This is a genomic window from Actinoplanes sp. NPDC048796 (genome assembly GCF_040650035.1).
In the GTDB taxonomy this organism is placed as follows: domain Bacteria; phylum Actinomycetota; class Actinomycetes; order Mycobacteriales; family Micromonosporaceae; genus Actinoplanes.
In genome coordinates, this window is the sequence record NZ_JBEZGO010000001.1 from 227668 (window position 1) to 251659 (window position 23992).

The window sequence follows — 23992 nt, forward strand, 5'->3', positions numbered from 1 at the left end:
CAGGGTATGACCGACACGATGATCGTGGAGCTGGGCCTGCAGGCGATGACCATCGCGGCCAAGATGTGCGCGCCGACGCTGATCACGGCGCTGGTCGTCGGCTTCGCCATCTCGCTGTTCCAGTCGGTCACCCAGATCCAGGAGGCGACGCTCTCGTTCGTCCCGAAGGCCGCCGCCGTCGGTGCGGCCCTGCTGTTCTCCGGCAACTGGATGCTGCACGAGATGATCACGTACACCGAGCAGCTCTTCGCCCGGATCCCGCAGCTGCTGGCGTGACAGCAGGCCACCTGGGGGTCGATTGGCCATCGTCCGATCCCCGGCCGCTGCCTACGCTTCTCGGCACCGACATCCCTGCGTGAGGAGCCGATTCCCATGTCCGACAACAAGCCCGCCGTCGGGACCGCCCGCGTCAAGCGCGGCATGGCCGAGATGCTCAAGGGCGGCGTCATCATGGACGTCGTCACCCCCGAGCAGGCGAAGATCGCCGAGGACGCCGGCGCGGTCGCGGTCATGGCCCTCGAGCGCGTACCGGCCGACATCCGCGCGCAGGGCGGCGTCTCCCGCATGTCCGACCCCGACATGGTCGACGGCATCATCAACGCCGTCTCCATCCCGGTGATGGCCAAGGCCCGCATCGGCCACTTCGTCGAGGCGCAGATCCTGCAGTCGCTCGGCGTCGACTACATCGACGAGTCCGAGGTGCTGACCCCGGCCGACTACGCCAACCACATCGACAAGTGGAACTTCACGGCCCCGTTCGTCTGCGGCGCCACCAACCTGGGCGAGGCCCTGCGCCGCATCACCGAGGGCGCCGCCATGATCCGCTCGAAGGGCGAGGCCGGCACCGGCGACGTCTCGAACGCCACCACCCACATGCGCAAGATCCGCCAGGAGATCCGCCGCCTGCAGACTCTCCCAGAGGACGAGCTGTTCGTCGCGGCCAAGGAGCTCCAGGCCCCGTACGACCTGGTCAAAGAGGTAGCCGAACTGGGCAAGCTCCCGGTCGTCCTGTTCACCGCCGGCGGCATCGCCACCCCCGCCGACGCCGCCATGATGATGCAGCTGGGCGCCGAGGGCGTCTTCGTCGGCTCCGGCATCTTCAAGTCGGGCAACCCGGCCCAGCGCGCCGCCGCCATCGTCAAGGCCACCACGTTCCACGACGACCCCGACGTCCTGGCCAAGGTCTCCCGAGGCTTGGGCGAGGCCATGGTAGGCATCAACGTCGACGACGTCCCCGTCTCCCACCGCCTAGCCGAACGCGGCTGGTAACTCCCCGCCGGCGCCTTCGCAAGCCCGGGCGGTCAGGTCACGCTCTTCCAGCGGTACGCACACACACCGCTCCGCCAAACCCTGACCGCCCCCGCCGCAGCGACGGCCTCCCTGCAACTCCTTCTCCGCACCGCCCTCCGGCCGGTTCGGCGCCAACCCCAACCCGCCCAGCTCCCGCCACCTCCGACCGCGACCGCCCCCGCGCCGACCCGAGCGCCCACCCAACTCCCACGCTCCGACCTCCAGCCGCTCCCGCGCCAACCCCAGCGCCCACCCCACTCCCACGCTCCAACCTCCAGCCGCTCCCGCGCCAACCCCAGCGCCCACCCCACTCCCACGCTCCAACCTCCAGCCGCTCCCGCGCCAACCCCAGCGCCCACTGTCGACCCCTCCCGCGCCATGCCCCACGACTCCCCCTTCCGCGCCCCTCGGCAAGCCAATCCTCACGGCGCCCCGACACGCTCAGCAGCTCTCGTAGCCCCTCCGCAGCGCTCGCTCCCGCCGAGCCCAACCTGCCAAGTCCTCATAAGTACGGACAAATCTCACTTAGAGGTTGTGCGCGAGCGGTAAACAGAATGCCGTCTCGGCGCGCGGAAGAAGGGCGGCGAGTATGGGCAGGCGGGCGCTCCGCAGCAGAGCGAACGCGCGCTTACGCAGAGAAGAGCAGACCAGCGCTTACGCAGAGAAGAGCGGACCAGCGCTGACGCAGGAAGCAGGGGGCGCCCGCACGAGGGCGCTGGGGGCGGATGCCGCGCGCGGAGGGTGGACAGCTTCCACAGGACCGCTGGGGCGGATGCCGCGCGCGGAGGGTGGATTAGCTTCCACAGGACCGCTGGGGCGGATGCCGCGCGCGGAGGGTGGACAGCTTCCACAGGACCGCTGGGGCGGATGCCGCGCGCGGAGGGTGGATTAGGTTCCACGGGGCCGCTGGGGCGATGCCCGTCCGCGGGGTGGGTTAGACCGCTTCCAGGGGGACCGGTGGGGCGGCGGGGGCCGGGACCGCTGCCAGGGGCAGGGCTGGGTCTTCGATGTCGAAGTACTGAGGGCGGGGATAACGGCGAGCCAGGCGCAGGGCGCGGACCAGGAGGCGGCGGCGGGCCGTCAGAGCGTCGCGGACCGTGTCGGTGTGTACCTGGCGGGCCAGGACCACGCGGCGGCTTGTCGCGGTCAAGGTGCGGGCGGCCGGGTCGGTTTCGTCGACCTGGACCGCGTTGAGCTGGCGGGTCAGGTCGTTCTCGGCGGACTCGCGGTCGCCGGGGGCGGCGTCCAGGGCCAGGCGGGCCGCGGCGTAGAGCTCCACGTGGTCGCCGTGTTCGGCCACCACGGCGGCTGCGGCGGCGCGGCGCATCAGGTGGGCGTCGAGGGCCCGCTCGGCCGACTGGGCCCGCACGTGGACGCGCTCGACCCGGTGGGCGGTCCAGCCCAGATATGCCGTCAGCAGTGCGACCACCGCTACGACTGCCAGGACCCACCACATGGCGGGAATGGTAGTGCCCCGGCGCTTGCGCATGTTAGGGCATGTCCGGCCCGTCACAGCCGAGACTCAGGAAGTGAACGGCTCGTCGTCCATCACACGGCCGTCGGTGGCCTCGATGGCCGTCGCGTACACCTCCAGCACCCGCTGGGCCACGCTCGGCCAGTCGAAGGCGCCGACCGCGACGCTCGCCGCCGCCGACAGGGCGGCGCGGCGTTCCTGATCGTCCAGCAGCTGGTCGAGCAGGCCGCACAGGGCCGAGGCGTCGCCGGTCGGGAAGAGCGCGCCGGCCCGGCCGCCGTCGAGGACCCGGCGGAAGGCGTCCAGGTCGCTGGCCGCGATGGCCGTGCCGGCCGCCATCGCCTCGGTGAGGATCATGCCGAAGCTCTCGCCGCCGGTGTTCGGGGCGACGTACACGTCGACGCTGCGCAGCATGCGCGCCTTGTCGGCCTCCGAGACCAGGCCCAGGAAGGTCACGCGGTCGTGCAGCTCGGCCGGGATCGGGCCGTACAGGTCGTCCCGGTCGCCCGGGCCGGCGACCAGCAGGCGCAGGCCGGGCCGGCGGGCGGCGAGCGTCACGAAGGCCGAGCGCAGCAGCTCGAAGCCCTTGCGGGGTTCGGTGAAGCGGCCCAGGAAGCCGAGCGTGCCGCCGTCGCCGGGCCAGCCGTCCATGGGTTCGGCGCCGGCGAACTTGGCCACCGCGACCCCGTTCGGGATCTCCACCGCTCCCCCGCCCAGGTGTTCCACCTGAACCTTGCGGGCGAGTTCGCTGACCGCGATCCGGGCCGTGATCTTCTCGACGACCAGTTGGAGCAGGCCCTGGGCGGCGGACAGGGCCCGGGAGCGGGTCATCGCCGTGTGGAAGGTGGCCACCACGGGGCCGCGGGCCGACAGCACGGCCAGCAGCGACAGGCTGAGCGTCATCGGCTCGTGCACGTGGAGCACGTCGAACTGGCCCTTGTTGAGCCAGCGCCGTACCCGGGCCGTCGAGACCGGGCCGAAGGCGATCCGGGCGACCGAGCCGTTGTAGGGCAGCGGCAGCGCCCGGCCGGCCGGGACCACGTACGGCGGAAGGTCCGCGTCCTCGTCGGCCGGCGCCAGCACCGACACCTCGTGCCCGAGACCGATCAGGGCCTCGGAGAGGTCCATGATGTGGTTCTGCACGCCGCCGGGCACGTCGAACGAGTAGGGCGAGACGATCCCGATCCGCATGGCACTCTCCCTACAGCCACAGTTTCTGCAGCATGTGCCAGTCCTGCGGGTGCTCGGCTATGCCCTCGGCGTAGGCGTCGGCCAGCATCTGGGTGGTCTGCTTGACCCGTACGTCCAACGGCCCGTCCGTCGGCGGGGTGACCCGCCGCAGCACGGCGACCGTCTGGGTGTCCGTGAATGACAGGTCGACGCCGAACAGTGGCGCGCCGGTGCGGATGGCCAGGATGGCCGGGCCGGCCGGCATCTTCGTACGGCCGCCGAAGAAGGTGACCTCGACCCCGCTCCGCGAGAGGTCGCGGTCGCCGAGGAGGCACACCGCGAAGCCCTGCTGGAGACGTTCGGCGAGCACGTCGAGCGGCGGGCGCTGACCGCCGGTGAGCGGAAGCACCTCCATGCCGAGCTTCTCGCGATAGGCCACGAACTGCTGGAAGACGCCCTCGGGCTGGAGCCGCTCGGCCACGGTGACCATGGGCCAGCCGTTGGAGACGACCCACGCCGCGGCCGCGTCCCAGTTGCCGACGTGCGGCAGCGCGAGGACCACGCCGTTGCCGTCGGACATCGCCGTCTTGAGCCAGTCGTAGTGTTCGGCGGAGATGGCGAAGCCGTCCAGGAACTGCTGCCTGGTCTGCGACGGCAGCCGGAAGGCCTCCATCCAGTACCTGGCGTACGACCGCAGGCCGTCGCGCACCAGCTCGTCGGGCATGTCCGGCACGACCTGCTGAAGGTTGCGGCGCAGGCGCTGGGTTCCGGGACCGTTCTTGCCGTACGCCCGGTCGGCCGCGGCCGTGAACAGGCGCCGCGCCACCGGCAGCGGCAGGGCGCGGACCAGCCGCCACCCGGCCGCGTAGCCGAACTCGATCAGGCCGTCTTTCACGCAGCCGGATCCTTGGGGTCGACCGGCGGGACGGCGACCGGCGAGTCGGCCACTGTCGGCTCGGTGCGCGCGCCGGCCGGCAGGTCGGAGCGGCTCGCCGAGACCAGGCGCTGGAAGATCGTGACGATGGACAGGGCGGCCAGCACCCACAGCGCGGCCGGCAGGCCCCAGTCGAGCCCGGCGCTGCCGAGCAGGCCGCCGATGCCGACGATGACCAGCCGCTCGAGACGCTCGGCGATGCCGACGTCGGCGTTCAGGCCGAGGCTCTGGGCGCGCGCCTTCACGTACGAGACGACCTGGCCGGCGGCCAGGCTGATCAGAGCGGCGATCATTCCGCCGTACGGGTTGTCCTCGCCGGCCAGGTAGAACGCGACAGCGCCGAAGACGGCGGCGTCGGCGATCCGGTCCATCGACGAGTCGAGCAGGGCGCCGAATTTGCCGCCGCCGCCGCGCATGCGGGCCATCGTGCCGTCGAGCACGTCGGTCAGCGCGCAGGCGGTGACGATCCAGGTCGCCCAGAACAGGTGACCCCTCGCGCCGAAGTAGGAGCCGATCAGCACACCGATGGTGCCGGCGATGGTGACGGCGTTGGGCGTGACCCCGATGCGCAGCAGGAAGCGTGCGGTCGGGTTGACGCCGTAGGCGACTACGGCGCGCGCGGGAACTTGGACGATCTTTGCCATGGCCTGACCACCTTATCGGCGAGGCCGGGGTCCTGGCGCCTCGGCAAGCCACCGTGGCCGTATCGTCCCCATCCGGCCGCCCCGCCGCCGCCCTTAAAATGCCTGAAGGCCTCTTGTCGAAAGGCGCCAACTACAAAGGGTTGCCAGTCACACACCGCTGGGTGTGGGATTTACAAACAGGCTCGTAACAGTCATGAAACGGACGGGAAGGGCCGCAATGGCGCAGAAGACCTCCTCGGAGAAGGGGCTCAACGGCGCCACGGCGCCGGTGGTGACCGAGCCCGGCAGAGTACGCAACGTGGTGCTGGTGGGACACTCCGGCTCGGGGAAGACGACCCTGGTCGAGGCCCTGCTGGCGGCCACCGGCACGATCTCGCGGGCCGGCTCGGTGACCGAGGGCACCACGGTGTCCGACCACGATCCGGCCGCGATCCGCCAGCAGCGCTCGGTGTCGCTGTCCTGCGCGCCGCTCAGCTACCACGACACCAAGATCAACCTCCTGGACACGCCCGGTTACGCCGACTTCGTCGGGGAGCTGCGCGCCGGCCTGCGGGCCGCGGACGCCGCGCTCTTCGTCGTCTCGGCCGTCGACGGCGTCGACGAGGCCACCGCCGCCCTGTGGGAGGAGTGCGCCGCCGTCGGCATGCCCCGGGCCGTCGCCATCACCCGGCTCGACCATCCGCGGGCCGACTACGAGCAGACCCTCGAGGACTGCCAGGAGAAGTTCGGCGAGAACGTGATGCCGATCTACCAGCCCATGCTCGGCGACGACGGCCAGTCCGTCGTCGGCCTGATCGGGCTGGTCACGCTGCGGGTGCTGGATTACTCCGAGGGCTACCCGCCGAAGGAGCGCGAGGCCGAGCGGGAACACCTCAACCCGATCTCCGACGACCGGAACGCGCTGATCGAGGGCATCATCGCCGAGAGCGAGGACGAGACCCTCATGGACCGCTACCTCGGCGGCGAGCTGATCAGCACCGCCACCCTGGTCCCCGACCTGGAGAAGGCGGTCGCCCGGGGCAACTTCTACCCGGTCATCCCGGTCTGCGCGGGCACCGGCGTGGGCCTCGACGCGCTGCTCGACGGCCTGGTCACCGGGGCGCCGTCGCCGCTGGAACACGAGCCGCCGGTGGTCACCGGCGTGGACGGCTCGCCGCGGCCGCCGATCACCTGCGACCCCGACGGCCCGCTGGTGGCCGAGGTGGTCAAGACCACCATCGACCGGCACGTGGGCCGGGTCTCACTGGTCCGGGTCTTCTCCGGCACCCTGCGCCCCGAGCAGGTCCTGCACGTCTCCGGCCACGGCCTGGCCGAGCGCGGCCACCCCGACCACGACGCGGACGAGCGGGTCGCCCACGTCTACTCGCCGCTCGGCGCCCAGCTGCGCGAGGTCCCGTACGCCATCGCCGGCGACATCTGCGCGATCACCAAGTCGGGCAGCGCCGAGACCGGTGACACGCTCAGCGGCAAGGACCAGCCACTGCTCATGGAGCCGTGGTCGATGCCCGAGCCGCTGCTGCCGATCGCCGTGGTCGCCAAGTCCCGCTCGGACGAGGACGCCCTGGCCAAGAACCTGGCCCGGCTGGTCGCGGGCGACCCGACCATGCGCCTGGAACGCAACGCCGACACGCACCAGCTGGTGCTCTGGACGATGGGCGAGTCACACGCCGACGTGGTGCTCGACCGGCTGCGCTCCGGCGGTGTCGAGCTCGACACCGAGCCGGTGAAGGTGCCGCTGCGCGAGACCTTCGGCTGCCCGGCCAAGGGGCACGGCCGGCACGTGAAGCAGTCCGGCGGCCACGGCCAGTACGCCGTCTGCGACATCACCGTCGAGCCCCTGCCCCGCGGCTCCGGCTTCGAGTTCGTCGACAAGGTGGTGGGCGGCGCGGTGCCGCACAACTACATCCCGTCGGTCGAGAAGGGCGTACGGGCGCAGCTCGAACGCGGATTGGTAGCCGGCTACCCGGTGGTCGACCTGCGGGTCACGCTGCACGACGGCAAGGCGCACAGCGTCGACTCGTCGGACGCCGCGTTCCAGACGGCTGGCGCGCTGGCCCTGCGCGAGGCGGCCGGCGCGGGCCAGGTGACCCTGCTCGAGCCGATCGACGAGATCGTGGTCCGGGTGCCCGACGTCTACGTCGGCCCGGTGATGAGCGACCTGTCCGGCCGCCGCGGCCGCCCGCTCGGCACCGACAACGACGGTGACCACAGCCTGGTCCGCGCCGAGGTGCCGGCCACCGAACTGGTCCGCTACGCGGTCGAGCTGCGGGCGCTGTCGTCGGGCTCGGGCACCTTCACCCGCACGTACGTCCGGCACGAGCCGATGCCGTCGCACCTGGCCGAGGCCGTACGCAAGGATCACAGCTCTAAATAGCGATCGCGGTGGCCGCCTCGCGCAGGGGCGCCAGCACCCTCTCGATCACCTGCTCCTTGCGCGGGTGGTACTTGAGGGTGCGCATGCCGTAGTTGCGGAACGCGATGGCGAAGCTGCCGCCGGGCACCATGTCCTTGACCATCCGGCGGCCGAACGCCATGTTCTTGGCCACGTACGGGCGCATCCGGCTCTCGTACGTGGCGAACGCGGCCGTGTGGTCACCGGCCTCGGCCAGCGCTTCGGCCAGGACGTACGCCCCGACCAGGGCCATGCTCGTGCCCTGGCCCGAGGCGGGTGACGGGCAGTGGGCGGCGTCGCCCAGCAGCGCGACCCGGCCCGACGACCATCGCGGCGCCTCGACCTGGCTGAGCGAGTCGAAGTACAGGTCGCCGGCCTTCTGCATGGCGGCCAGCAGTTCCGCCGTGCGCCAGCCGCCGCCGCGGAAGGCTTCGTCGATGGAGCTCTTGGGTTCCCCCGCGAAGATCATTCCGACTCGGGCCGGGCCGCCCGCGGCGTACGCGAAGATCAGGCGCCCCGGCTCGGCGTACATGATCTCCTCCCGGTCGATCCCGAGCGTGTTCTCGGTGGTGAAGATGGCGATGTTGCCGCCGAGGTGGGTCAGCGGCACCTCCCCGAACACCTGCCGCCGGGTCGCCGAGTGCAGCCCGTCGGCCCCGACGACCAGCTCGTAGCGCCCGGCACGCCCGCTGGTGAACGTGACGTCGGCCCCGTCCGGCCCGTCCTCGAGCGAGGCGATCGCGTCCCCGAAGCGGTAATCGGCCTCCCCCACGGTCGCGTCGTGCAGGATCCGCCCCAGATCCCTCGCATGATCTCCACGTCGTCCCCACGCCGCCCCATGATCAGGTCGGCCGGCAGCGCCGCGATCGTCTTACCCCGCTTGCTGACGTACGTGATCCGGCGCATCCCGGTGTCGGCCGCCTTCGCCGCCGCGAGCAGCCCCATCCGCCCGAGCACGGTGCTGGCCGCTCCGCGCACGTCGACCTTGTAGCCGCCGGCGCGCGGTTCCGGCGCCCTTTCCACGATCTCGACCCGCCGCCCGTGCCGGGTCAACCAGTAAGCCAATGCCGGGCCGGCCACGCCGGCGCCCGAGATGAGGATCGTCATGCCTCGTACTATACAAACGTCTTATACGTTTGTATAGAAGTTAGGATCCACGGTCATGGGGCACCGGGAAGACCTGCTGGCGGGAGCCAAGCGAGCGCTGTACGAGAAGGGGTACGCGCGAACCACGGCGCGCGACATCGTGGCCCTCTCCGGCACCAACCTGGGATCGATCGGCTACCACTACGGCTCGACCGAGGCGCTGATGACAGCGGCCATGCTCGCCGCCATGCAGGAGTGGGGCGAGACCCTGGACAGGGCCCTGTCCTCCGGCGACGGCACACCGGCCGGTTTCTGGCGGCGCATCATCGCGTCGATCGAGGCCGACCGGCCGCTGTGGCTGGCCAGCGTCGAGGTGATGATCCAGGCCGAGCACAACCCGGTCCTTCGCGAACAGCTGGCGGCCGGCCTCGACGCGGGCCGGCGGGGCATGGCCGCGATAGCGCTGGGCGTACCGGAGGATCAGATCGACGACGCGACCGCCCGCGGCGTCGGCTCGGTACAGATGGCCCTGCTCTCGGGCATCGTCACCCAGTGGCTGACCGACCCGGCCGGCGCCCCCGGCCCCGACCAGATCGTCGCCGGCCTCCAGCAGCTGCCCCGCCCCAGCGCCTGAGGGCAGCTTCCGCGGCTCAGAGGTCGAGGATCAGCGCGCGATGGTCCGAGACCTCCGGCGCGGCCATGATGTCGAAGTTCTTGACCGCGGCGATGTCCGACACCAGCAGGTAGCTCGCGTGGCGTACCGGCTTGCCGTAGTGCGATGTCCGGGTGTCAGCCTCTCCGACCAGATCGGTGAGACCCACCTCCGCGAGGATGCCGAACGTCTCGCTCTCGGGCCGCAGGTTGAAGTCTCCGCAGAGCACCACCAGGTCACGCGGGCCGCGGATGCGGACCACGAGTTCCGCGAGCCGCTCCGCCTGCCGGCGACGGGCCGGGCTGTCCGCCTTGCCCGCCGGGTCGCGCAGCCCGTGCACCTGGACGATCCAGACCGGGCGGCCGGCGGCGCGGTCGGCCGTACGCACGGCAAGCGCGACGCGGGGCCGGTCCGCGACACTCCATTCGACGTGATCGGCGAATTCGCCGTGGACGAACGCCGAGTCGACACCGATGACGGGCAGATGGTCGGCGATCAGCGTCGCCACGCCGAAGTCCTGTCGATGGCGAACCCCCTCGCCGTCCGCCACGGGCCCGGCGTCACTCGCCACGAAGATCGCCTGGTGGCCTGGCAGCGCGACCTGGACGTCCCGCAGAAGGTCGGCTCGCTGGGGCAGACTTCGGTGTTCGTCCGCGAAGCGCGTCCACCCGCTCAGGCCCGGGGTCCGCGTCACCTCCTGCAGGCAGACGACGTCCGCCCCGCTTTCCGGCAGCCACCCGGCCAGCTGGTCGAACAGCGCGCCACCCCACGCGTTCACGCTCGCGATCCGCACTACGACGGCCACGCTTTGATGAGGAGCTGCCGGGTTTCGCCGAGCAGCTGGGGCAGGACCTTCGTGCGGCCGATCACCGGCATGAAGTTCGCGTCGCCGCCCCAGCGGGGCACGATGTGCTGGTGCAGGTGGGCGGCGATGCCGGCGCCGGCAATCGAGCCCTGGTTCATGCCGATGTTGAAACCGTGCGGGCTGCTCACCGAGCGCAGCACCCGCATGCCGGTCCGGGTGAGGGCGGCCAGCTCGGCCGTCTCGTCCTCGGTCAGGTCCGTGTAGTCGGCGACGTGCCGGAACGGGACGATCATGAGGTGGCCGGGGTTGTACGGGTACAGGTTCAGGATCGCGTACACGGTCTCGCCGCGCGCCACCACCAGGCTGTCCGCCTCGGGCAGGCCGGGGGCCAGGCAGAACGGGCAGCCGTCGGGGCGGTCCTCGCCGGTGACGTAGGCCAGCCGGTGCGGCATCCACAGCCGCTCCAGGCCGTCCGGCTCACCCGTCTCGGCGTACGCAGCGTCGTCCGTCACACGGGCAGCTTAGGCCGCCGCCGGTCCACGGTCCCGGCGGCCGGGAGGACGGTCCCGGCGGGAAGGACATCCGGTGCGTACGACGTGGCGCCGTGCAGCTCGTACGATCCGCCGCCGCGCCGCTTGGCCGTGTACATCGCCGCGTCGGCCATCCGCAGCAGCTCGTCGGGGTCCTTGACGTCGGTGTGGGACAGGGCGATGCCGATGCTGGCCGGGGTGCTCAGCTGCCGGCGCCCGACCGGTACCGTCTCGTTCAGCGCGGCCACGACCCGGTCCGCGATCACCATGGCGTCGCGGGCCGACCGCAGGTCCTCGGCGATGATCACGAATTCGTCCCCGCCGAGGCGGCCGACCACGTCTTCCGTACGCACGCACCGGCGCAGCCGTTCGGCCACCACCTTGAGCAGGTCGTCGCCGGCCGCGTGCCCGTGCATGTCGTTCACCCGCTTGAAGCCGTTGAGGTCGAGCAGCAGGGCGCCGACCGGGCGGCCGCTGCGGCGCGAGCGGGACAGCGCGACGGTGAGCCGTTCGCGCAGCAGCGCGCGGTTGGCCAGCCCGGTGAGCGGGTCGTGCAGGGCACGATCGGTCAGCTCGGCGGTCAGGGCCACGCTGGCCAGCGCCAGCGACACCTGGGTGCGCAGCGCCTGAAGGGCCTGGAACACCTCGGCCGGCAGTTCGGCGTCGGCGCTGACGCTGAGCACGCCGAGGAACCGGTCGCCGTTGCGCAGGGGCATCAGGATGTACGGGCGTTGGGTCGCCCGGTCGACGTCGGCGTACCCGGCCGCGGCCATGTCGGCCACCCGGACCACCTCGCCGGCCATCAGCCGGGTCAGGATCTCGGGCGGGACGCTGGCCGCCGGCACCTGGCGGCCGAGCACGGCGCCGGTGTCGTCACCGGCCGAGTCGGCGATCGAGAAGCCCTCGGCCGACGCCTCGACCGTCGAGGCCCGGGCGCCGGGGCACTCGGCCAGCAGCTCGCCGGCGGCGGTCACCGCGAGCCGGTGCACCTCGGCCGCCTCGGTGGTCATGATCAGGGAGGTGCCGAGCTGGCTGAGCACGTGCTCCCGGGCGACCGCCCGGCGCAGGGCGCGCAGGCTCTCGTTCCGGTCGGCGAGCAGGCGCGAGAGCAGCACCAGCATGACCAGGATGGCCGCCGCCTCCACGCCGCCGCGGGCGGTCGGCTCGATCAGCCACCACGCTGCCGCGACGATGAGGCCCGAACCGGCCAGCACGTTCTCGCTCTTGATCACGGCGGTGCAGATCGGCGCCCGCCGGATTCACCTGACCCGACCCGAGGTAGCGAATGGGTGGCAGATCACCGGGCCGGTCACTCGGTCGCGGCGGCCAGCCAGCCGGGCAGCGGCTCGCGGGCCGACAACCAGGACGGCGGAATGCCGTCCAGGCCGGTGTACGCGGCCACGATGCCCCCGGCGATGGCGCAGGTGGTGTCCACGTCGCCGCCGGCGGTGGCGCACGCGCCGATCGCCGCCGGGTAGTCGTCGAGGAACTTCTCGGCCACCCACACCGCGAACGGCACGGTGTCGCGGGCCATGGCCCGGGCGCCGTTGCCCAGCTCGTACGCGGCCTCGCCGGGGTCGGTGATCCGGGCCGCGGCCACCAGGCCGTCGCGCACGGGCCCGTCGGGGGTGTGCGCGGCGACCGCCCGCAGCAGCGGTGGCCGCTGCCCGTCGAGCCGGCCCGCCGCCGCCACGGCCGCCGCGACCGTGACCGCGACCCCGCCGGCGATGCCCTCGGCGTGCGCGTGGGTGACCTCGGCGGCGCGGGCGCCCTGGGCGGCCGCGTGGGTCAGCGAGTCGGCGTGCCAGGCGCCGAGCGGTGCGGCCCGCATGGCGGCGCCGTTGCCGGCCGAGCCCTGCCCGTCGAAGGCGGCGGCCGCGGCGATCGGCCAGGGCAGCCCCTCGCGGATCTCGCGCAGCATCACCACCGCGCCGGGACCATAGCCGCGGTACGGGTCGTGGTGGCGCCCGAGCAGGTCGGCGAAGCGGTCGCGGTCGAAGTCGCCCTCGGTGAGCACCGCGACCAGGCAGCAGGCTTCCTCGGTGTCGTCGGTCCACTCCCAGGGTGCGGGCGGTGGATCGGCCAGGTCGACCTTGGCCACGAAGTGCTGAGCGCCGAGCGCGTCGCCCACGCTCAGGCCCGCAAGGCTCTCGAGGGCCAGGGCCAAGCGCGTACCGGGAAAAAGAGTGAATGACATCGGCAGTACGGATAGTAATAGGTCACGTTAGGTAATCGACCGGTGTCCCTGGATGACCGGTTAGGACCAGCTTGCCAACCGCAGTACCTTCTTCGCATGGCCACGGTGTTGCTCGTCGAGGACGATCACGTCGTGCGCGGCGCCATGCTCCGTTCGCTCGCCGATCGGGGACACGCCGTGCACGCCGTCGGCACGGCGCTGGACGCGCTGCGCCGGGTCGCCGCCGAGACGCCCGACCTGGTGGTGCTCGATCTGGGGCTGCCCGATCTGGACGGCTCGGACGCGCTGCGCATGCTGCGCGGCATCACCGACATCCCGATCATCATCGCCACCGCCCGCGACGACGAGCAGACCGTCGTCCGGCTGCTGCGCGCCGGCGCCGACGACTACATGGTCAAGCCGTTCACCGGCGCCCACCTGGACGCCCGCATCGCCACCGTGCTGCGGCGCGTCGGCCGCGCCAGCCGCACGGCCCAGCCGGCCGTGCACGAGGTGGGCGAGCTGCGGGTGGACGTGGGCGAGCGCAGCGCCACCCTGGCGGATCAGCCGCTGGCGCTGACCCGCAAGGAGTTCGACCTGCTGGCGTACCTCGCCGCCCGTCCGGGCCGAGTTGTCTCACGCCGTGAGCTGTTGGAGGAGGTATGGCGACAGCCATCGGTCGGCGAGGACCAGACGATCGACGTGCACCTGTACTGGCTACGCCGGAAACTGGGCGAGTCCGCGGCGAAACCTCGCTACCTGCGCACCGTGCGGGGGGTCGGATTCCGGTTGGTGGCGCCGGACTGAGGGCCCGGCTGGCCTACACGACGGCCGCCACCACCGCCGTGGCCGCGCTGGCCTTCCTGATCCCGCTCGGCTGGGAACTCCGCAACGACCACCGTGACCAGGCCTTGGCCGCCGCCGAACGGCGCAGCGCCACCGTGGCCGGCGCCATCGCCTCGGGCGCGCCGGCCAAGGGCGTGACCGCCACCGTGGTCGCGGCCGGTGGCCAGACCACCGTCCACCCGCCCGGCCAGGCCGCCGGCGGCCAGGCCCCGGCCGAGGACGTACGGCGCGCCGCGAGCAGTGGCGGCACGATCACCGTGGACGTGGACGGCGGGGTGGCCCGTCTGCAACCGGTGACGGTCGGTAGCCGTACGGCCGTGGTCGAGGTCTTCGTGCCCGACGCCGAGCTGAGGGAGGGCACCGCGCGGGACTGGTGGCTGCTGTTCGGCATCGCGCTGGTGCTGGTCGCGGGCGCCGTGATCGTGGTCGACCGGCTGGCCCGGGGCGCCGTCAACTCGGCGCGCAACCTGGTGCACGCGGCCCTGGCCGTCGGCGGCGGCGACCTCGGCGTGCGGATCACGCCGTCCGGCCCGCGCGAGCTGGCCGAGGCCGGGTACGCCTTCAACCGGATGGCCGACCGCCTGGTCACCTCGCGCACCAACGAACGCGAGCTGGTCGCCGACCTGTCGCACCGGCTGCGCACCCCGCTGACCGCGCTGCGCCTGGACGCCGAGGCGCTCGACCCGGACGACACCCAGATCATCGACCTGACCGCCGACGAGGTCGACCGCCGGCGCGGCATCCGCCGCATCCGGCAGGCCATCGTCACCCTCGAGGGCGAGGTCAACCAGCTGATCAACACCACCCGGCAGGCGGTCGCGGCCCAGGTGGCCTCCGCGCCCGAGCCCGGCGTCTGTGACGTCAGCGAGGTGGTACGCGAACGGATGACCTTCTGGTCGGCGCTCGCCGACGACCAGAACCGCACCTACCGGGTGGTGGGGGCGCAGATGCGCATCCCGGTGCCGGTGGCCCGGGCCGAACTGGCGGCCGCCCTCGACGCGATTCTGGGTAATGTGTTCCGCTACACCCCTCAGGGCACGGCGTTCGAAGTGGGCATCTCCCGGCGCGACGGCTGGGTGGCGGTGCGGGTCGACGACGCGGGCCCGGGAATTCCCGATCCGGAGAGAGCGATGCAACGCGGCCAGAGCAATCAGGGTTCGACCGGTCTCGGGCTCGACATCGCCCGCCGCGCGGCCCAGGCCGCCGGCGGATCGGTCGACCTCGACCGGGCCGCGATGGGCGGCGCCAGCGTCGTCATGCTGCTCGCCGACGCCGAGGCGACACCCAAGCAGGTGAACCGTTTCGGCCTTGTCGGACGTCTCGCCCGCGAGCGCGGCGGCAAGCCGTCCCGCTGACGATTGAACGGGACCGAATCGTTGCTTAGATCTGTATTAAAGGGGTTCCCTCCGCGCGCCCGGGCTGGCAACCTTCCCTCCGATCCCATCCGGCTTCCCGGCCCGTTCCGTCCCCACGAGACGAGCCGCGGAGGCCCCCGCGCGGTGAGAGGTGGTCGCCCCATCGCCACCTCCCACCGCGCACCCGTCAGGCAAGGAGCTGAGTTGTCCACCCACCGCCGGCCGGTCCCCAAGGGTCACCGCCGAGCGGCCCGCTCGCGGAGCCACCGGCTGCTGCCCGTCGCCCTCGGCCTCGCGCTGCTGGGTGTCGGCGGCGTGGTCGGCCCCAGCGTGGTGGACAACGTGGCCGGCACCGCGCCGACCCGCGACCTCGCGCTCACCTCGATGCCGCGCGACGTGCCCGACCAGGGCCTGGTCTACGACGGCCTGCAACCGGCCCGGGCGGGCACCGTCTGCGCCGGGTCCTACCAGGTCGACGACCAGACGTGCACGCACGGCCCGGACCCGGCGCCGGTCGGCCTCAAGGTGCGCCGGGACGTCAGCCCGGTCACGGACAAGGCCCCCGAGCCGGTGCAGCCCCGGCGCGAGCCGGCCTCGGCCGTGCCGGCCGACGCCGAGATCGCCCGCGACGAGGGCGGCAGCGCGCTGACCGCCGACGCGCCGGCCCTGATCCCGGACGCCGCGCCCGGCGACGCCGACTTCATCATCGGCGCGCACGACGTGGCCTGCGAGGGGGACGGTCGCGGCGGCAAGCGCGTCCAGGTCATCTACCTGCACGAGTTCGGCACGCCGAGCCGGTACACCGAGTTCCTCGGCTCGATCCGCACGTGGTCGGCCGGCGTCGACCAGATCTTCGACGAGAGCGCGGCCGAGACCGGCGGCTCGCGGCACGTCCGCTTCGTGACCACCCCGCAGTGCCGGGTGGACGTCTCCGAGGTGCAGGTGCCCGCGGGCAAGCTCGGGTCGTTCGCCGGCAGCATCGCCGCGCTGCGCACCCTCGGCTACAACCGCACCGACCGCAAATACCTGCTGTTCGCCGACGCCAACGTCTACTGCGGTATCGCCACCTACGTCGCCGACCGGCGCCCCGGGCTGAGCAACCGCAACAACGGCGGCCCGTCGTACGGCCGGGTCGACGCGGGTTGCTGGAGCTCGGCCATGGCCGCCCAGGAGCTGACCCGCTCGCTCGGCGCCATGCAGGCCGGCTCGCCCAACTCGAGCGGCCTGGGCAACTGCCTCGACGACTACGACCTGCTGTGCGGGCCCGACCGCTCGGGCAAGCAGGTGCGTACCGTCTGCCCCAAGAAGCACGAGACGCGTCTCGACTGCGGCCACGACGACTACTTCAGCACCGACCCCAGGCCGGGCAGCTACCTGGACAAGAACTGGAACGTCGCGCAGAGCGAGTTCCTGCTGCGCAGCGACGGCGGCGACGACATCCCGGACGTGCCCGGCGCCCCGGAACCGGCCGAGACGGCCGCTCCGCCCGCCACGGCCACCACGTCGCCGTCCTCCCCCACGCCGAGCGAGAGCACGACGCCGGCGCCCACCGAGACGCCCAGCGCCGGTCCCGGCACGGCCGACGGCGGCGGCGACGCCCCGCCGTCCCCCTCGGTCACCCCGAGCGAGAGCCCGGCCGTCCCGGACGAGGAGACCACCGTGGACCCCGGGGCCGAGGCGGCGGCCCTGCCGGTCGCCGCGACGGTCAGCCCGAGCCCGTCGGCCACCACCGTGCCGACGGAGAAGGTGCCGGCCCGCGACGGCGTCCAGGAGGGCGGCGCGGTCCAGGCCGTGGTCGAGGTCCGCGACGCGACGAGCAGCTCGGTGCGCCTCACGTGGAGCGCCGCCTCCGAGACCGCGACGTACGAGGTCTGGGTCGACAAGCAGCCGATCGCCACCACCAAGGCGACCCGGGCCCGGCTGATCGGCCTCAGGCCGGCCGCGCGCTATCAGCTCACGGTCAAATCCGTCCTCGGGTACGCGGCCCGGGTCACCGTCGAGACGGCGCCGGCCGCCCGGCCCGCCCAGAGCTCGTGGTTCACCCTGACCAACGCGCTGACCGGCGGCGCCGCCGACCTGTACGCGGCCCGGACCGCCCTCGGCACGCCGATCACCCTCAGCGGCACCGACGACGACGCCCAGCAGCAGTGGCAGCTGGTGCCGGCCGGCCGCGGCAGCTACTCGCTGGTGTCGCGGGCCACCAACAAGTGCGTCGGCCCGCTCGGCGGCGACGTGGTCGCCGGCGCGCCCCTCGTGCAGGTCGACTGCGCGGCCGGCGGCGCCGAGTGGACCCTGCAGGCCTCGCCGTACGGATTCACCCTGCGCACGACCGTCGGCGACCTGGTCGCCGGGGTGGGCGGCCAGCGTTTCGGCGCCCACCGGGTGCTCGTGCTCCAGAACGGCAACGGCCAGCGTCACCAGAGTTGGACGGCGGTACCCGACTGAACCGGGAGGTAGCCATGCCCAGCACGTTGAGCAAGCCCCTGGCAGAGCCCGAGGAGGGCCCCGCCAGGTTCAACAAGCGCCGCCTGATCCGCGTGATCGCGATCCTGACCATCGGGATCGTGGTCGTGCTGGCGGTGTGGCAGGAGCCCCTTTACGCGTTGCGCTCCGTGTAGTCGTCGATCTCGGCGAGCAGGGCCTTCTTGCGTTCCGGCGCGAGGAAGCTCTGCTCGACACCGGCCCGGGCCAGCCCGGCGACGCCACGCGCGTCGAGATCGAGCAGGCGGGCGGCGACCGCGTACTCCTGATCGAGCGTCGTGCCGAACATCGGCGGGTCGTCGGAGTTGATGCTCACCGGCACGCCGGCGCCGACCAGGGTCGCCAGTGGGTGTTCGTCGAGCGAGGGCACCGCCCGGGTCCGCAGGTTGGAGGTCGGCGAGATCTCCAGCGGGATCCCGTGCTCGGCCAGGTGGGCCATCAGCGCCGGATCCTGGGCGGCCGAGATGCCGTGCCCGATGCGCTCGGCGCCGAGCTCGCGCAGCGCGTCCCAGATCGTCTCGGGGCCGGTGGTCTCGCCGGCGTGCGGCACGCTGTGCAGCCCGGCCGCGCGGGCCTTGTCGAAGAACGGTTTGAACTGCGGCCGGGGTACGCCGATCTCGGGTCCGCCCAGCCCGAAACTGATCAGGCCGTCGGGCTGCTCCTCCAACGCCACCCGCAGCGTCTCCTCGGCCGAGACGAGACCGGCCTCGCCGGGGATGTCGAAGCACCAGCGCAGCTCGACGCCGAACTCCTCGGCGGCCGCCCGCCGGGCGTCCTCGATGGCCGCGCAGAAGGCCGGGGCCGCGATGCCGCGCCGCACGCTGGAGTACGGCGTGATGGTCAGCTCGGCGTACCGGACCTGCTGGCGGCCGAGCTCGCGGGCCACCTCGTAGGTCAGCGTCCGCACGTCCTCGTCGTCGCGGATCAGGTCGACGACGCTGAGGTACACCTCGATGAAGTGCGCGAAGTCGCGGAAGGCGAAGTAGTCGGCCAGCGCGGCCGGGTCGGCCGGCACCGGCGTGCTGCCCTCGTGGCGCGCGGCCAGTTCGGCGACGATCCGCGGCGACGCCGAGCCGACGTGGTGGACGTGCAGCTCGGCCTTGGGCAGGCCGGCGATGAACGAGGTCAGCTCGGTCATTTCTTCTCCAGGAGCGATCAAGCGGCGACCCGGGCCACCACGAAGACGCGGCGGAACGGGAACGCGACGTAGTCGCCGGCCGCCGGGTAGGCGCCGGCCAGCTCCCGCGCCAGGTCGGCACGGAACGACTGCCAAGCATTCTCGTCCAGCGCGGCCTTGACGGGACGCAATGCCGTCCCCTCCATCCACCGCAGCACCGGATGCTCCGGCTCATGGGCCGGGAGCAGATGGACGTATGTGGTCTCCCACGCGTCGACCTCGGCCCCGGCCGCGACCAGCAGCCCGGCGTAATCGACCGGGTCGTCGACGGGCGCCTCGCGCAGCACGTCGCCGAGCCCGTAGCGGCGGCCGACCTCGCGCAGCAGCCGGTGGGAGGGCGCCCCGAAGTTGCCCGGCACCTGCATGGCCAGCCACCCGCCGGCCGGCAGCTCCCCCGCCCAGCGGGCCAGCAGGTCCTGATGTCCCGGCACCCACTGCAGCGTCGCGTTGGTGACCAGCACGTCGACGTCGGCGGCGGGACGGTAGTCGCGGACGTCACCGATCTCGAAACCCGCAGGCCCACCGTGCGCCCGCGCTTTCTCGATCATCTCGGGTGAGGAGTCGATGCCGGTCAGGCGGGCCGACGGCCACCTCTCGGCCAGCGCGAGCGTCAGCTCGCCGGGGCCGCAGCCCAGATCCACGACCGCTCGGGGCGAGGCCGCGCCGACGCGGTTGACCAGGTCGAAGAAGGGGCGCGAGCGCTCGGTGCCGTACCGGGCATAGACGGCCGGATCCCACATGATCGTTCCTCCCAAACCGTACGTACGTTTTGCAAGCAAACTATCAGGAGAACGGTAGGGTGCGAACCTGTGGAGAATCGAAGTTTTCGCAGGATGGGACGGACAGTCGGGGTCATCGGCCTGGGCGCCTGGCAGCTGGGTGCCGACTGGGGCGAGGTGAGCGAGTCCGACGCGCACGCGACCCTGCAGGCCGCGGTGGACTCCGGCGTTACCTTCATCGATACGGCCGACGTCTACGGCGACGGCCGCAGCGAGCAGATCATCGGCAGTTTCATCAAGGACAAACCGCAGCTCACCGTCGCGACCAAGATGGGCCGTCGCGTCGCCCAGGAGCCCGGCAACTACACGCTCGACAACTTCCGGGCCTGGACCGACCGGTCCCGGGCCAACCTCGGGGTCGACACCCTCGACCTGGTGCAGCTGCACTGCCCGCCGACGCCGGTCTTCTCGACCGACGCCGTCTACGACGCCCTCGACACGCTCGTCCAGGAGAAGCGGATCAAGGCGTACGGGGTGAGCGTCGAGAAGGTCGACGAGGCCCTGGCCGCCATCGCCCGCCCGGGCACGGCCAGCGTGCAGATCATCCTCAACGCGTTCCGGCTCAAACCGCTCGAGCGGGTGCTGCCGGCGGCGGCCGAGGCCGGCGTGGGCATCATCGCCCGAGTGCCGCTGGCCAGCGGCCTGCTCTCCGGCAAGTACGACGAGCACACCACCTTCGCGGCGAACGACCACCGCAACTACAACCGGCACGGCGAGTCGTTCGACGTCGGCGAGACCTTCTCCGGCGTGGACTTCGCGACCGGCCTCGAGGCGGTGTCGCGGCTGCGGCCGCTGGTGCCCGCGGGCGCCACCATGGCCCAGTTCGCCCTGCGCTGGATCATCGACCAGCCGGCCGTCACGGTCGTCATCCCGGGCGCCCGCAACCAGTCGCAGGCGCACGCGAACGCGTCCGCGGCCGACCTCGCGCCCCTGTCCGCGGAGACGCACGAGACGGTCACGGCCGTCTATGACGAGCTGATCCGCCCGCAGGTTCACGACAGATGGTGAACGAAGCGGCAACGCCTCCGAAAAAGCTCAAAGGCTGGCTTCTCATGTCTTTAGGGGTGTTGGCGCTGGTCGTCGGTGCTCTGTGGACACTGCAGGGTTTGGACATCATCACCGACAGTCGGATGAGCGGCGTCGCCATCTGGTCGTTCGTCGGCCCCGCCATCGCCATCGCCGGACTGATTCTGATCATTCTGGGTCAGCGCGCCCGGGCCCGTTCCAAGCGAGCCTGAAAAAGCTCTGGGAAAGAGCGAATCCCCCGCATCCGAGACCGGATGCGGGGGATTCATTGGTTTGGAACGCCGACCTCCGCCAGGCGATCGGCAGCCGGCCTAGGGCCGACAGGGTCTCAGAGCGGGCGAACCTGCTCCGCCTGCGGGCCCTTCTGGCCCTGGGCGATCTCGAACTCGACCCGCTGGTTCTCCTCCAGCGTGCGGTAACCGCTCGTCTGGATGGCCGAGAAGTGGACGAACACGTCAGCACCCCCGCCGTCAACGGTGATGAAGCCGAAGCCCTTGTCTGCGTTGAACCACTTCACGGTTCCTTGCGCCATGCTGAACTCTCCTTCTGAAAATGCCGACCCCGTGATGCCCGGGCCGATGACCGTTTTCGAGCAGCGGCGCCGTGAGGCGGCCTTTCAGAGCACGTCCCATCCGTCAAGATCTAGGATCTCGGCGGAAGCAGCGAACCACGTACGCAAAAACTGGCCACACTGTACCTGAAAAGAGCCTCGTAAAGCTCCCCCCAAGCCAATACGAAAAAGGTCAGCTGATTCGGAAAAGGTCCCCCACTTCGCTCTCGCGATGTGGGAGACCTTCACTCGTTAAGACATCTTCAGTCCGGCCATTGACCAGTCAGTTTCCGAACACCGGCGGCGCCGCCTCGATCGACGGCCGCCTTCACGAGTGCGAAGATCGCCCCCTGCAACGCGGCCGCCGCGAGAATCTCGCCCCATCCACGGTCCTCATCGGTGGCGTTCGGCGCGTCGTCGTCTCCCGAGGCGACCTTCCAGACCTCTTTGAAGACGAAGCCGGCGATCGTGCCCGCCCCGATGCCCAGCAGAATCCCGACCGGCTTGTAGGCGAGCTTGGAAACCTTGCCGCTCACCGGCGCCTCCCTCGAACGATCAGAATGACACCCACGATCGCGACCACACCGGCCACGACCAACTGCAGCGGCACGGGACTGGTCCGTACCGCGTCCTCACCAGTCTGGTTGACCTTGTCGGCGGTCGAGCGCACCTTGTCCAGGACACGCTGCTTCGTCTGCTCGACCTGGTCCTTGGCCCGCGCCTTGACGTCGGCCTTGGCCGCGAGCGCCTGCACGGTCTCGCCGAGCTCGGCCCGGGTCTGCTTGATCTCGGCCCGCAGCTCCTCGACCGTCGGTTTCGGCGCCGGGGGCTGACTCTTGTCGTCCACGCTCATGCCCGGTTCCGCTCCTTAGCGACGGCCAGCTTGACCTCGTCGACGTCGGCCTTGACGCTCTCGATCGCGGCGCTCGGCTCGGGCGGCACCGCCTTGGACACCTGCTTCTTGCCGATCAGGGCCAGCACGCCGGCGACCACGAAGAGCGCCACCGTGACGATCAGAGCCGCCAGCCACAGGTCCAGGAACAGACTGAACACGATGATCAGCGTCGCGATGAGGGCACCCACGCCGTACAGCGCGAAGACGCCGCCTCCGGCGAACAGGCCGATCCCGATGCCGGCGTGCTTGCCCTTCTCCGCGAGTTCCGCCTTGGCCAGCGCCAGCTCGTCACGAACCAACCTGCTGATCTGGTCGCTCGCGCGCTGCACCAACTCGGCGGTGGACTGATCGGCGAGCGGTTTGGCCTCACTGCCGTTCAGAACATCGGCCATGGTGACCTCCTTCCGTGTCCCGGTGTATGCCCTGATCACCGGAGAGTCAATCCTGTTGCTGGAAACCCGGCAAAAGCGATCAACGCTGGCCCGTCGCCGCCACCGGCTCCTCCGGCCCGCCGAAGGCGATGCCCCGGCTGTCGCCGTCGTCCCCTCCCGAGAAAACGCGGGAGTCCGGCGAGTCGGGATCGGGCTTGGGGACCGGCCGTACGGGACCGGCCGGGCCGGGCTGGCTCAGATCGGCCCGCACCCGCGGCATCGAGTCGCGCTGGTGCCGCCAGATGAAGGTGACCAGCCGCTCGCGCACCAGGCAGCGCAGATCCCACAGCGCGCCGGCGTCGTTGGCGCTGACCAGCGCGCGCAACCGGACCATGCCACCCACCGCGTCGGTCACCTGGAGCACGCAGACCCGGCCGTCCCACAGCTCCGAGCCCTCGCAGGTGCTGCGCAACTCCGTACGCAAAGGCTCGATGTCGGTGGCCCAGTCCACGTCGACCTCCGCCGTGCCGAGCACCGCGGAACCCGTACGCGTCCAGTTCTGGAAGGGTTTGGTGGTGAAGTAGGAGGTGGGCAGGATGAGCCGCCGGTCGTCCCAGATCTGCACCGCCACGTAGGTGAGGGTGAGCTCCTCGATGCGGCCCCACTCCCCCTCGACCACCACGACGTCGTCTACCCGCACGGCGTCGCTGAAGGCGAGCTGCAGGCCGGCGAAGACGTTGCCGAGCGTGCTCTGCGCGGCCAGGGCCGCGACCACGCTGACGATGCCGGCCGAGGCCAGCACGCTGGCGCCCAGCGCCCGGATGTTCGGGAAGGTCATCAGCGCGACGCCGAGCGCCATGACCACGATGGCGGCCACGGTGACCCGGCGCAGGATCACCACCTGCGTCTTGAAGCGGCGGCGCTTGAGGTTGTCCGGCACGTCGAGGCGCCAGCGGTTGAGCGCGGCGTCCTCCAGCACCAGCAACAACGCCGCCACCAGCCAGGCGAACGAGGCGATGAACAGGATCACCAGGGTGTGCAGCACTCCCGCCCGGGCCGGGAACTCGCCGGCGCCGGCCCGGATCGCCTGCTGCACGGCGAAGACCGTGGCAGTGGCCAGGAACGGGCGGTGGGTCGTACGGGCCAGGTCGGCCGCGATGGCCGACCGGTGACCGGCCTTGGTGACCAGCCGGTGCAGGATCTCCACCACCACTACGGCGAGGGCCGCCGACCCGAGAACGATCAGCGTTGCCCTCAGTACGTCAGGCACATTCCTCTCCTGTCGCCGAAAACGGGGAACGGCGACCTACCTTGCCCAGGTCGCCGGTCCCCGCAACTGTCCCGCAGCGGAAGAGGGAA

27 protein-coding genes are annotated in these 23992 nt (G+C 71.6%); 11 read left to right on the forward strand and 16 right to left on the reverse strand.

Annotated elements, in window-relative coordinates:
• The first annotated feature begins 6 nt into the window (after nt 1–6).
• Both fliQ and pdxS read left to right on the forward strand, forming a co-directional pair.
• A complete protein-coding gene (fliQ, locus tag AB0C26_RS01095; protein WP_097324397.1) occupies nt 7–276 on the forward strand; it encodes a flagellar biosynthesis protein FliQ in 270 nt (89 codons plus the stop codon).
• Between the two features lie 96 nt (nt 277–372).
• Nucleotides 373–1269, forward strand: a complete 897-nt coding sequence (gene pdxS, locus AB0C26_RS01100) for a pyridoxal 5'-phosphate synthase lyase subunit PdxS (protein ID WP_360239519.1) — start codon at nt 373–375, stop codon at nt 1267–1269.
• 955 nt (nt 1270–2224) lie between these two features.
• Here pdxS and AB0C26_RS01105 read toward each other — a convergent pair.
• From AB0C26_RS01105 to pgsA, 4 genes are read right to left on the reverse strand one after another with little or no spacing between them, the layout of a single operon-like run.
• Nucleotides 2225–2755 (reverse strand): hypothetical protein, encoded by a 531-nt coding sequence (locus tag AB0C26_RS01105; RefSeq protein WP_360243433.1) that lies wholly within the window; start codon nt 2753–2755, stop codon nt 2225–2227.
• A 57-nt stretch (nt 2756–2812) separates the two neighbouring features.
• A complete protein-coding gene (locus tag AB0C26_RS01110; RefSeq protein WP_360239522.1) occupies nt 2813–3955 on the reverse strand; it encodes a glycosyltransferase family 4 protein in 1143 nt (380 codons plus the stop codon).
• Nucleotides 3956–3965: 10 nt separating this feature from the next.
• Nucleotides 3966–4829: a phosphatidylinositol mannoside acyltransferase gene (locus AB0C26_RS01115; protein WP_360239525.1), complete on the reverse strand. Its 864-nt coding sequence runs from the start codon at nt 4827–4829 to the stop codon at nt 3966–3968.
• Nucleotides 4826–5512, reverse strand: coding sequence for a phosphatidylinositol phosphate synthase (pgsA, locus tag AB0C26_RS01120; RefSeq protein ID WP_360239528.1), 687 nt, complete (start codon nt 5510–5512; stop codon nt 4826–4828). The genes AB0C26_RS01115 and pgsA overlap by 4 nt, the downstream gene beginning before the upstream one ends.
• A gap of 217 nt (nt 5513–5729) precedes the next feature.
• Between pgsA and AB0C26_RS01125 the strand changes: the two genes are divergently transcribed.
• Entirely contained in the window at nt 5730–7886 is a 2157-nt protein-coding gene (locus AB0C26_RS01125; RefSeq protein ID WP_360239531.1) for an elongation factor G-like protein EF-G2, read from the forward strand.
• Here AB0C26_RS01125 and AB0C26_RS01130 read toward each other — a convergent pair.
• Entirely contained in the window at nt 7879–8676 is a 798-nt protein-coding gene (locus tag AB0C26_RS01130; protein WP_360239534.1) for an FAD-dependent monooxygenase, read from the reverse strand. The genes AB0C26_RS01125 and AB0C26_RS01130 overlap by 8 nt on opposite strands.
• A 9-nt stretch (nt 8677–8685) precedes the next feature.
• Between AB0C26_RS01130 and AB0C26_RS01135 the strand changes: the two genes are divergently transcribed.
• The gene (locus AB0C26_RS01135; protein WP_360239537.1) at nt 8686–8895 is read left to right on the forward strand and encodes a hypothetical protein; all 210 of its coding nucleotides are present in this window, start codon (nt 8686–8688) and stop codon (nt 8893–8895) included.
• Nucleotides 8896–9066: 171 nt separating this feature from the next.
• Nucleotides 9067–9624 carry a TetR/AcrR family transcriptional regulator gene (locus tag AB0C26_RS01140; RefSeq protein ID WP_360239540.1) on the forward strand — a complete coding sequence of 186 codons (558 nt, stop codon included), beginning with the start codon at nt 9067–9069 and terminating at the stop codon, nt 9622–9624.
• A 16-nt stretch (nt 9625–9640) separates the two neighbouring features.
• Here AB0C26_RS01140 and AB0C26_RS01145 read toward each other — a convergent pair whose 3' ends face one another.
• The 4 genes from AB0C26_RS01145 to AB0C26_RS01160 form a co-directional block, all read right to left on the reverse strand.
• Nucleotides 9641–10447 (reverse strand): endonuclease/exonuclease/phosphatase family protein, encoded by an 807-nt coding sequence (locus tag AB0C26_RS01145; protein WP_360239543.1) that lies wholly within the window; start codon nt 10445–10447, stop codon nt 9641–9643.
• Nucleotides 10435–10899: an HIT domain-containing protein gene (locus AB0C26_RS01150; RefSeq protein ID WP_360243436.1), complete on the reverse strand. Its 465-nt coding sequence runs from the start codon at nt 10897–10899 to the stop codon at nt 10435–10437. The genes AB0C26_RS01145 and AB0C26_RS01150 overlap by 13 nt, the downstream gene beginning before the upstream one ends.
• 56 nt (nt 10900–10955) lie before the next feature.
• Complete coding sequence (locus AB0C26_RS01155; protein ID WP_360239546.1) at nt 10956–12209, reverse strand: sensor domain-containing diguanylate cyclase; 1254 nt, start codon at nt 12207–12209, stop codon at nt 10956–10958.
• Nucleotides 12210–12286: 77 nt separating this feature from the next.
• Complete coding sequence (locus AB0C26_RS01160) at nt 12287–13174, reverse strand: ADP-ribosylglycohydrolase family protein (RefSeq protein ID WP_360239549.1); 888 nt, start codon at nt 13172–13174, stop codon at nt 12287–12289.
• Between the two features lie 96 nt (nt 13175–13270).
• Here AB0C26_RS01160 and AB0C26_RS01165 point away from each other — a divergent pair, with 96 nt between their 5' ends.
• The 4 genes from AB0C26_RS01165 (at nt 13271) to AB0C26_RS01180 (ending at nt 17972) form a co-directional block, all read left to right on the forward strand.
• On the forward strand, nt 13271–13960 hold the full coding sequence (locus AB0C26_RS01165; RefSeq protein WP_360239552.1) for a response regulator transcription factor: 690 nt from the start codon (nt 13271–13273) through the stop codon (nt 13958–13960).
• A 38-nt stretch (nt 13961–13998) separates the two neighbouring features.
• Entirely contained in the window at nt 13999–15354 is a 1356-nt protein-coding gene (locus AB0C26_RS01170) for a HAMP domain-containing sensor histidine kinase (RefSeq protein ID WP_360239555.1), read from the forward strand.
• A 204-nt stretch (nt 15355–15558) separates the two neighbouring features.
• Nucleotides 15559–17799 carry an RICIN domain-containing protein gene (locus AB0C26_RS01175; RefSeq protein WP_360239558.1) on the forward strand — a complete coding sequence of 747 codons (2241 nt, stop codon included), beginning with the start codon at nt 15559–15561 and terminating at the stop codon, nt 17797–17799.
• Between the two features lie 14 nt (nt 17800–17813).
• Nucleotides 17814–17972, forward strand: coding sequence for a hypothetical protein (locus AB0C26_RS01180; protein WP_179855454.1), 159 nt, complete (start codon nt 17814–17816; stop codon nt 17970–17972).
• Here the strand turns inward: AB0C26_RS01180 and AB0C26_RS01185 are convergent.
• A complete protein-coding gene (locus AB0C26_RS01185) occupies nt 17951–18973 on the reverse strand; it encodes an adenosine deaminase (RefSeq protein ID WP_360239562.1) in 1023 nt (340 codons plus the stop codon). The two genes, AB0C26_RS01180 and AB0C26_RS01185, sit on opposite strands and share 22 nt — an antisense overlap.
• A 17-nt stretch (nt 18974–18990) precedes the next feature.
• Complete coding sequence (locus AB0C26_RS01190; protein ID WP_360239565.1) at nt 18991–19752, reverse strand: trans-aconitate 2-methyltransferase; 762 nt, start codon at nt 19750–19752, stop codon at nt 18991–18993.
• A 69-nt stretch (nt 19753–19821) separates the two neighbouring features.
• Here AB0C26_RS01190 and AB0C26_RS01195 point away from each other — a divergent pair, with 69 nt between their 5' ends.
• Both AB0C26_RS01195 and AB0C26_RS01200 read left to right on the forward strand, forming a co-directional pair.
• Entirely contained in the window at nt 19822–20799 is a 978-nt protein-coding gene (locus AB0C26_RS01195) for an aldo/keto reductase (protein WP_360239567.1), read from the forward strand.
• Nucleotides 20793–21029 carry a hypothetical protein gene (locus AB0C26_RS01200; RefSeq protein ID WP_360239570.1) on the forward strand — a complete coding sequence of 79 codons (237 nt, stop codon included), beginning with the start codon at nt 20793–20795 and terminating at the stop codon, nt 21027–21029. Before AB0C26_RS01195 ends, AB0C26_RS01200 begins: the two co-directional genes overlap by 7 nt.
• Before the next feature lie 116 nt (nt 21030–21145).
• On the opposite strand, the gene AB0C26_RS01205 is transcribed toward AB0C26_RS01200, so the two are convergent.
• The 5 genes from AB0C26_RS01205 to AB0C26_RS01225 all read right to left on the reverse strand — a co-directional run bounded on the left by AB0C26_RS01205 (nt 21146) and on the right by AB0C26_RS01225 (nt 23903).
• Nucleotides 21146–21349: a cold-shock protein gene (locus tag AB0C26_RS01205; RefSeq protein ID WP_011905669.1), complete on the reverse strand. Its 204-nt coding sequence runs from the start codon at nt 21347–21349 to the stop codon at nt 21146–21148.
• A gap of 281 nt (nt 21350–21630) precedes the next feature.
• Complete coding sequence (locus AB0C26_RS01210) at nt 21631–21903, reverse strand: DUF4235 domain-containing protein (protein WP_360239573.1); 273 nt, start codon at nt 21901–21903, stop codon at nt 21631–21633.
• Nucleotides 21900–22220 (reverse strand): DUF3618 domain-containing protein, encoded by a 321-nt coding sequence (locus AB0C26_RS01215; protein WP_360239576.1) that lies wholly within the window; start codon nt 22218–22220, stop codon nt 21900–21902. Before AB0C26_RS01215 ends, AB0C26_RS01210 begins: the two co-directional genes overlap by 4 nt.
• A complete protein-coding gene (locus AB0C26_RS01220; protein ID WP_360239579.1) occupies nt 22217–22654 on the reverse strand; it encodes a phage holin family protein in 438 nt (145 codons plus the stop codon). Before AB0C26_RS01220 ends, AB0C26_RS01215 begins: the two co-directional genes overlap by 4 nt.
• 79 nt (nt 22655–22733) lie before the next feature.
• Nucleotides 22734–23903 carry a mechanosensitive ion channel domain-containing protein gene (locus AB0C26_RS01225; RefSeq protein WP_360239582.1) on the reverse strand — a complete coding sequence of 390 codons (1170 nt, stop codon included), beginning with the start codon at nt 23901–23903 and terminating at the stop codon, nt 22734–22736.
• Nucleotides 23904–23992 lie beyond the last annotated feature (89 nt).

Bases quoted from the DNA above. Each gene is read 5' to 3' on its own strand.
- AB0C26_RS01190 (WP_360239565.1), bottom strand. From the start codon at position 19,752: ATGTGGGATCCGGCCGTCTATGCCCGGTACGGCACCGAGCGCTCGCGC.
- AB0C26_RS01165 (WP_360239552.1), top strand. From the start codon at position 13,271: ATGGCCACGGTGTTGCTCGTCGAGGACGATCACGTCGTGCGCGGCGCC.
- AB0C26_RS01110 (WP_360239522.1), bottom strand. From the start codon at position 3,955: ATGCGGATCGGGATCGTCTCGCCCTACTCGTTCGACGTGCCCGGCGGC.
- AB0C26_RS01140 (WP_360239540.1), top strand. From the start codon at position 9,067: ATGGGGCACCGGGAAGACCTGCTGGCGGGAGCCAAGCGAGCGCTGTAC.
- AB0C26_RS01200 (WP_360239570.1), top strand. From the start codon at position 20,793: ATGGTGAACGAAGCGGCAACGCCTCCGAAAAAGCTCAAAGGCTGGCTT.
- AB0C26_RS01220 (WP_360239579.1), bottom strand. From the start codon at position 22,654: ATGGCCGATGTTCTGAACGGCAGTGAGGCCAAACCGCTCGCCGATCAG.
- fliQ (WP_097324397.1), top strand. From the start codon at position 7: ATGACCGACACGATGATCGTGGAGCTGGGCCTGCAGGCGATGACCATC.
- AB0C26_RS01185 (WP_360239562.1), bottom strand. From the start codon at position 18,973: ATGACCGAGCTGACCTCGTTCATCGCCGGCCTGCCCAAGGCCGAGCTG.
- AB0C26_RS01205 (WP_011905669.1), bottom strand. From the start codon at position 21,349: ATGGCGCAAGGAACCGTGAAGTGGTTCAACGCAGACAAGGGCTTCGGC.
- AB0C26_RS01215 (WP_360239576.1), bottom strand. From the start codon at position 22,220: ATGAGCGTGGACGACAAGAGTCAGCCCCCGGCGCCGAAACCGACGGTC.
- AB0C26_RS01180 (WP_179855454.1), top strand. From the start codon at position 17,814: ATGCCCAGCACGTTGAGCAAGCCCCTGGCAGAGCCCGAGGAGGGCCCC.
- AB0C26_RS01160 (WP_360239549.1), bottom strand. From the start codon at position 13,174: ATGTCATTCACTCTTTTTCCCGGTACGCGCTTGGCCCTGGCCCTCGAG.
- AB0C26_RS01150 (WP_360243436.1), bottom strand. From the start codon at position 10,899: ATGCCGCACCGGCTGGCCTACGTCACCGGCGAGGACCGCCCCGACGGC.
- pdxS (WP_360239519.1), top strand. From the start codon at position 373: ATGTCCGACAACAAGCCCGCCGTCGGGACCGCCCGCGTCAAGCGCGGC.
- AB0C26_RS01125 (WP_360239531.1), top strand. From the start codon at position 5,730: ATGGCGCAGAAGACCTCCTCGGAGAAGGGGCTCAACGGCGCCACGGCG.
- pgsA (WP_360239528.1), bottom strand. From the start codon at position 5,512: ATGGCAAAGATCGTCCAAGTTCCCGCGCGCGCCGTAGTCGCCTACGGC.